The following is a 7,783-nucleotide window of genomic DNA, read 5'->3' as shown; positions in this document are numbered from 1 at the left end:
CCCACAGGGGTGGTATCCCCTATTCCTGAGAGAATACCCGAATCACTGGATTATCCGCCAGTTCAGGAACGAACCCGGTCAGGCGAGAATGCGCCTCGCGCAGGAATTCAACGAATGCGCCCGCGAGCTCTTCGCGATCGACAGAGACTCGCCAGTCATGCTTCGATGACGTCATCACGACGCGATCCCCCTCGCGTCGAAGTCGAATGACCTCATCGTTCTCTGTGAAGCCGATCGCCGAGTCTTCACCCGAAGAAAGGCGATTCAACGCATGACGAAGAGACAAGGCCAGATCCACAAGCGTCAGGTAGCCCTGCCCAGATATGACCTCAACCCCATCGACCACCAGCTCTACACGTACCCCGAAGTACTTGTAGCAAAGGTCAATCTCACTGATGGCTGCCGGGCTGACCTGGCACGCCTTGCCCCAGGTATCGCGCCAAGGCGACCCAGACCCCGGGGGCTCAAAAGAAAAGTGAATCACGGATTCCTCAGCTTTTCGCTACTCGTCTAGAACGGGAACGCCGTCACGACTTTACCGTCGTTAACGATGACGCGGACGCTTGTCAACTCCCCACCGCCATTCGCCGGACCAGCCCTGCCGACAGGAACACCGAAGTCCCATTCATATATCTGCCCGGCGCGGGGCCTCCCGGTATCAGGGTCCGGTGTGTTCGGCCTTGGAGTCCCTCGATTGATGGTCTCCGCGATTCGCCCGCGCACGTGCTTGGCCTTGCCTGTGAGGATTCCAGCCTTATCGTCGACCTTCGCACCGCCAGGCCGGTGCCGATCCACGATGTGCTGCCAGTCACCATTTTCCAGCGCTGCGGTTCCACACAGGCCGTTCGAATTGTGAACGAGTACCGGTGTAGCCCCTGCCAGCACATAGTACGTGTGGTCGGTGTCGACAGTGAGATCGTTGGTGCGCTGCTGGCGGGTGTGCAGGCGGGTGTTGGTGACCTGGACCCAGGTGCCGGCTGAGGTCTGGAGCCAGTTGCCGGGCTTGAGGTCGCCGGCGTCGGTCCATTTGCGGAGGTCGGGAACCCAGAAGGGGTGGTTGGTGGTGGCGATGATGGACGCTTCGCCGTCGCCGGTTCTGACGGTGAGTTCGGCGAATTCCTTGTCGTCTTCGGTGGTGATGGATGCCACGATGGTGCGGGGTTTGCTTTGGCCGGTCTCGGGGTCGGTGGCGAGGACGGTGTCGCCGGGGCGGATGTCCTTGATGGCCTTGGTCGAACCGTCTGTCATCAGGACGCGGGTGTCGGGTGGGAAGCTGTGTGTTCTGCATTTGCGGGCCGCGTCGTCGAGGTGTTTGCGGGCTTGCTTCTGGGCTTGTTCGAGAGCTTCCTTCCCTGCTTTCGTTCCGATCTTGCCGGCCCCACCTGTCGCGAGGGTGAGGAGGGTCATGCCGCAGGCGCCGTAGTTCGTGTCGGAGGCGGGTGACAGGGAGTTGGCACAGTCCACCGGATCGGTGATGCCGATGAAGTCGGCGATGGGCTTCCAGAAGGATCGATCCTTCTTCTCCTTGACGTACTTCATCCCAGGGATGGGTGCCTGCATGATGGGTGTGCCTTTCGGAGGCCCACCGCAGTCGAGGCGCACGAGGGGGCATCCGGTTCCTCTGCCGGTGTTGGTTCCGCCGCCAGGGGGGACGGGCGCCACTGGGGGTTTCTTCGGCGCCGGTACGGGGATCACGCCGGGGCATTCGGTGTTGAAGCACTTGCCGCCGGAGCCTCTGGCGTTTGCTTCCGCGGCTTCGCGGCATTCGCGGATGATGCAGGCGTTGCCGTCCCAGAGGCCGGTGGGGTCGCTGTTGGTGACGGGTGTGTTGTGTGCGTAGGTGTATCCGTGCATCTGCTGGGCGTCGGTGAGGTCCATGATCGGGTCGACGCTGATGAAGCGGCCCAGGGTGGGGTCGTATTCGCGGGCGCTGACGTGGGTCAGGCCGGTGGCGTCCATGGGTTTGCCGAGGAAGCCCTTGTCGTCGGGCCATTGGGCGTTGGCCTGGGTGGGCTGGGGGCCGCGGGGTTCGCCGAAGGGCTTGGACTGGCGGCGGGTGGTGGTGAGGGTGGTGGCGTCGAGGGTGGTGCTGCCGGTGCCGTGGTGGTCGTTGGCCAGGTAGGTGAGCTTGCCGCCGGAGCGGACGATGGTGACGCCTCCGGCCGTGGGGTAGTAGCGGGTTCCGGTGACGGGTCCGCCGGTGGTGTCGGCGGTGAGTTCGTCGGTGCCGAGGTAGAGCGTGGTCTTGGTGCCCTCGCGGCGGATGATGCGGTTGCCTTCGGTGTCGTACAGGTACTCGTGGTTGGCGCCGGCGGAGGTGACCTGGGCGAGTTTGTCCTCGGCGTTCCAGGTCAGGGTCTGCAGGTTGCCGTCGCTGCCGGGGCGGGTCCTGGTGTTGCCGTTGGCGTCGTATGTGTAGCCGGTGGTCGTGGACTGGCGGGTGCCGATCTGCGTGGTGACCGACGTGAGCGTGTGCGACTGGGTTTGTGCGCCCTTGGTGTAGTCGTAGGTGGTGGTGACGTTCTTCGTAGGGTCGTCGGCGGGGTCGTGCTCGACGAGTTTGGTGCGGTTGCCGACGATGTCGTACTCGAAGGACTGCCAGTAGGGATCGGTTGTGCCGACGGTGGCGGGATTGGGTGCCGCGCTGACGCAGCCGCCGACGCCGGGGACGGAGGGAGCGGGCAGGGTGCTGGTGCCGCCGTTGTCGGTCCAGGCTTGCTTGAGGCGGCGTTGGCCGTCGTAGGTGAAGCACTGGGTGTCGGTGGCGCTGCCGTCGCGGACGGTGGAGATGGAGGAGACGTCACCGATGGGGCGGTAGGTGTAGGAGGTGGCGTCGACGCTCGCGACGGTCGCGGTCTGCTTGTCCCAGTATGTGTTGAGCAGCCGTCCGGTGCCGGGGTCGTAGCGGCTGGAGAACGCGGCCTGGCGGGGGGTGTCGCCCAGGGTGGCGCGGGTGTTGCGGCCGAAGGCGTCGTAGTCGGCCCAGTTCAGGTAGGCGTTCGCGCCGCCGGTGGATCCGATCTGTCCGCTGGTTTTGTAGGCGTAGGTGAGGTTCTCCTCGGGCAGTCCTCCGTGGGCGGGCAGGATCGTGTTGGTCGGTTTCCCGGTGCGTGCTTCGTACAGGGTGCGTGTCTCGTAGGTCCCGGCGAGTGCGCCCTCGGCGGCGGGGATGGTTGTGCGGGTGCCCGCCGGGCGGTAGGAGTCCGGGGCGAAGCCAGTGATCTCGGAGGTGTAGGCGGCGCCTGTGCTGCCGCCGATGTAGCGGGTGGAGCCGTCGGCCTGGCCTTTGGCGAAGCGGTCGTAGGTCCACTTGCTCAGCAGGTTGGCGTTGGTGACGGAATCCTTGTACAAGCCGGTCTTGCGGCCGAGCGTGTCGTAGGTGAAGTGGAGTTGCTGGTCACGCGCGTCGGTGGTCTTCTTGACGCGGCCGACGAGGTCGTATTCGGTGTCCGAAGTCCCTTTGTCGGGGTCGTCGGTGTGGATCTTGCGGCCGAGGAAGTCGTAGCGGTAGGTCCAGGTGTTGCCCGCGGTGTCGGTGGCGCGCTGGAGTTCCTCGCGCGGTCCGTAGGTGTAGGAGATCTTGGTGAAGTCGGTGCCGGTGGGTGTCGCGCCGGCGTACTGGCGCAGTTCGCGCGGCTTGCCGCGGGCGTCGACGACGGAGGTGGTGGCGGTGCCGCCGGGCGGCGGGGTGACGCTGACCTGGTCGGCGCCGCGGTACTCGGTGCGCGTCTGCCATTGGGCTTGGGCGAGGGAGGAGAATGCCTCGACGGTCGTGCGGCCCTGGCCGTCGTAGACGATGGCGTTCTGCGCCGGGACTTTGTTGTCGTCGGCGATGAAGATTGTGCTGGTGGGGCCGGAGGCGTCGTTGAAGTACGGCTCATTGGTCTTCAGGACCCGGCCGAGGCTGTCGTAGAACGTGTCCGCGACCAGCCGCCCGTTGGTGTCGTTGGCCGTCGTGCTCTGGGTCTGCCGTTCCTGGAGGAACCCGCCCAGGATGCTGTGCGCGATCGCGTAGGAGTTGTCGATGCGCAGGGTCTCGGTGGTGACGACGGAGGATGTGGTCTTGTTGACCGCGTAGGAGAACCGCAGGTCGGGATTGTGGGTGGCCTTGGGGTGGCCGGGCTGCCATACGGCGAGGGAGCGGCCCAGGGCGTCGTGTTCCTGTTCGGTCACCAGGCCGTTGGCGTCCGTCGTCTTGACGAGCAGGTTGCGTGAACCGGCGTGTTCCGCGGTGCTGGTCCAGCCGGCGGGGTTGGTGGTGGTGACCTTGGCCGGCAGCGAGCCTGTGGCGGGGTGGTAGGCCGTGGTGGTGGTGAGGTTCTCGGCATCCGTGGCTTTGACGGTACGGCCGTAGGCGTCGTACTCGGTCTTCGCTGTGGTGTTCCAGTCGGGGGTTCCGTCCGGCTTGTACGAGGTGACGGCCTGCGTGGTCGTGGCGTCGCCTACGGCTCCGACCTGTCCCCAGGGCCGGTTGTCGTAGTGCGTGCGGGACAGCGCGTACGCGCTGTCCTTGGTGGCGGCGGTGGCGCAGTCGCCGATGACCGAGACGATCTCGGTGGGCTTGCCGATGATCCAGGCGCTGGTGTTGTGGGCGTAGGCCGTTGTGGTGCAGTACTGGGGAAGGCCGTCGGCCTTGTCCAGTACGCTCGTCGGCAGGCCGTAGGCTGGCTCGAAGGTGGTGGTCTTGCTCGTCTCGCGCCATGTCGTGCCGTCCGCGAGCAGGCTGCGGCTGCGGGTCTGGTCGCTGCGGGTCATGCGGGCGGTCAGGTCGGGCAGTCCGCGGGCGCGGGTGTGTTTCGCGGTGACTGCGGACAGCCAGGGCCGGGTCAGTGTGGAGGCGCTGACGGTGCCGCCGTCGCCGGTGTAGGTCCAGGTCTCGTAGGTGGAGCCCGCCAGTGGGTTGGCGTCGGTGATCTGGGCGCCGGTGGAGTCGGTGACCGTCACCGACCGCTTCGTCCCGTCCTTCTTGACGTCGCCGTCCATGCCGCGCAGGTAGAAGGTCTTCGACTGGGTGATCCGGTCGGGGGCGACGCCCGAGCGCGTGATCACCTCCGCGTAGCCGCGGTAGTCGTTCCAGGTGCGGCGGTCCTTGGTCTTGGGTTTGCTGGCTTCCTTGTCCTCGGTCAGTTCGGAGTCGTCGCGGTGCCATGCGGTGCCGCCGAGGTACTGGTAGCGGGTGGAGCGGTCGGGGGCCCTGGTGGTGGGGTCGATCTCGGTGACCTCGGCGACGGTGTACTTGTGGAACCAGTGCAGGACGGGTTCGGCATTCTCGTTGTAGTTCCACCAGACCGGGTAGCACGCCTTGGTGTTGGTGTCCGGCGCGGGCAGCGTGGTGGGAGTGCACTCGGGGTCGTTGTAGCGGAACGTCGTCTGTCCGCCGGTCTCGTTGGTGATCCCGGTGATCCGGCGCCGGTTCATCGGCGGCGCGAGGTCCCCGCCGGCATCGACGCGGTTGTGCATGAACGCGCCGGTGAAGTCCACCGAGGGCATCGTGATCCGCTTGGTGCCGTCCTGCCCGGTACGGGTGATCTTGCTCAGCCACAGGGCCGGGGACGAACCGTCCAGCGGGTCGGGATAGTCCTGCTCCAGGGCGTACTCGTCCACCGTCTGGTAGCCGGAGCCGGCCAGGACCTGCGTGGTGATCTTGGTGAGGCGGCGGGTGGACCAGAAGGTGGGCGCGTGCTCAGGACACGTTCCAGTCGCCGCGCACACCTTGTCGACGGGCACGTCGGGCCACTTCGCGGCGTTGGGTTTGGTCATCTTCGCCGGATCGCAGTCGAAGCCGTCCTTCGTGAGGCATCGTTCGGCGGAGTCGAAGACGATCCGGGCGGTGGGCTGGGTGGTGTCGGTGGTCTTCGACCCGTAGGTGATCCCCGTGAGGGTGCCGCCGCGGGTGTAAGGCGTCACAGTGCCCGAACCGACCAGGACGGCGCCGCGCGTGTAGTGGCTGGTCTCGGCGCTGTAGGTGTACGTGACCAGGCCGGCGCGCGGGTCGATCACATGGTCGAGGTTCCAGCGCCACGTCTGCTGGCACCAGGAGGCGTCGAACCCGGACGCCTGGTGGCACTGCTCGCCCGCGTTGTTCCCGTACACGGGCATGGTCCAGGCCGCGTTCGACCGCGCGCCGGTGTTGCCGCTGCCGGGCAGGTGGCTGGCGCCGAAGAAGTACTGCACGCCGTCGCCGGTGGTCAGCTTCCAGTACTCGCCGTTGTTGTCACCGTTGCTCGCGCCGGTCAGCAGTTCGATGCGTGACGCGTCATCGTTCTGGAGGCGCCATGCCTTGCTGACATCGTCCTGGACCAGAGCGGAGGACTGGCCGTTGAGGGAGAGTGTCAGCGTGTTCTGGTTCGACCAGCATTTCTCGCCGGACTTGTCCTGCCCGTCTCGCGAGCATGCCTGGTAGGAGCGCTCGACGAAGCCGGGCGAGTACTCCCAGCCCTCACCGATCCAGGATGCCTGGTTGTTGGTCGAGGTCCCCCGGCCGTCGACGGCGCTCGAACTGTAGGACAGGTTCACGGTCGGCGCGGTACCGCCGAGGGCCGCCGGGACGCCGACCGGGTAGGACCAGGACATGGAGCCCGAGCTGCCACCGGCCGTCCAGGATCCGGAGGGGGCCAGTGAGGTGGCCTTGTAGTCGCCGGACGGACCCGAAGCGGCCGCGGTGGCGGCCACAACCGTCATCGCGTTCGCGGCCGCACCGGCCGCGGGCAGGGTGACGTCGGCCACGACCCGTGCCGTCGTCCGCTCGTTCCGGCCGCCGCTGACCGGGGTGCGTGTGCGGCACTCGGCGAGGGCCGGGGTCGTCAGCGCGCAGGCGGGCAGGGTGAACAGGCGTAATCGTGTGGACCAGTCGGCGCCGAAGGCGTCGCGGAATCCGGTGTAGTCCAGGCTGACGGTGACTCGGCCCGGGTCAGAGCTGCCGTCGGTGCGGCGGACTGTGAGGAGTACGCCGTCGACGCCGGCGCGGGCGGTGGTCTCGCGGTCCGCGACCGCGACCTTCACCTTCGATGGTGCGGTGGGGTTCGCGGGGCCGTTGGAGTTGCGGGTGGCGAGGGGGACGGCGGGTGTTCCTGTGGTGGTCGTGATCCACACGGGGCTGCCGGGAACCCGTCCGTCCGACGGCGCGGCGGGTATCGGCGCGCCACCGCGGGGACGGCGCGCGGTGCTGGTCATCGGTGCCGGGGCGGTTTCCGCCTCGATGGCCTCGGGCCAGCGGGCCCTGGCGGGCTTCCAGGTACGTCGGCCGTCGCCGGCCAGGGGTTCGGCGCTGACGGCGGGGGCGTTGGAACCGTCGACGGACGCCGTCCCGGGCAGCGCGCGTGGCGACCATCTCTCCCGGGCGTCCTTCGGCACGATCCAGTCCTGGATCTCTGCCGGGGCCGGTCCGACGCTCGCCAGTAATGCGAGCAAAGTGCCCACCATCACGACGGGCCGAGCCCGGCTGTGCCGGGAATTGCGGAGATTCCTCCACGACCAGCCGCGCATGACTCAACCCCCACCGAGTCGATCGCACCCCAGAGCAGGCGCGAGATCGGACTAGCGGGGCGCACGTTACGTGCCGGAGGCAGCACCCACAATGGCGGCTCCATCAGCCGGTGATAGGGACAACATCTCAACCACCGGGTCATTCCAGAAGTGGACGCCGGACAGGCATCACTCGGCGCGACCGGAACTGCGGCACATCCACACCGGGTCGATCGCGTCCGGACACCCGCCAGCAGATCGAGCCTATCTGTGTGATATGCGTCATGTGAAAGAATCGTTGCTCGACGCCCTTGCCGGC

At 67.1% G+C, this 7,783-nt stretch carries 2 protein-coding genes; both read right to left on the bottom strand.

What is annotated here, in order from left to right:
* Positions 1-19: 19 nt before the first annotated feature.
* Entirely contained in the window at positions 20-484 is a 465-nt protein-coding gene (locus tag ACFVIM_RS02600) for a hypothetical protein (RefSeq protein WP_384297509.1), read from the bottom strand.
* Positions 485-510: 26 nt separating this feature from the next.
* The gene (locus tag ACFVIM_RS02595; protein WP_384297507.1) at positions 511-7,410 is read right to left on the bottom strand and encodes a polymorphic toxin-type HINT domain-containing protein; all 6,900 of its coding nucleotides are present in this window, start codon (positions 7,408-7,410) and stop codon (positions 511-513) included.
* Positions 7,411-7,783 lie beyond the last annotated feature (373 nt).

This window comes from Streptomyces sp. NPDC057638 (assembly GCF_042800315.1).
Lineage (GTDB): Bacteria > Actinomycetota > Actinomycetes > Streptomycetales > Streptomycetaceae > Streptomyces.
The sequence above is the reverse complement of the archived record's forward strand: the minus strand, read 5'-3'. Positions and strand labels throughout refer to the sequence as shown.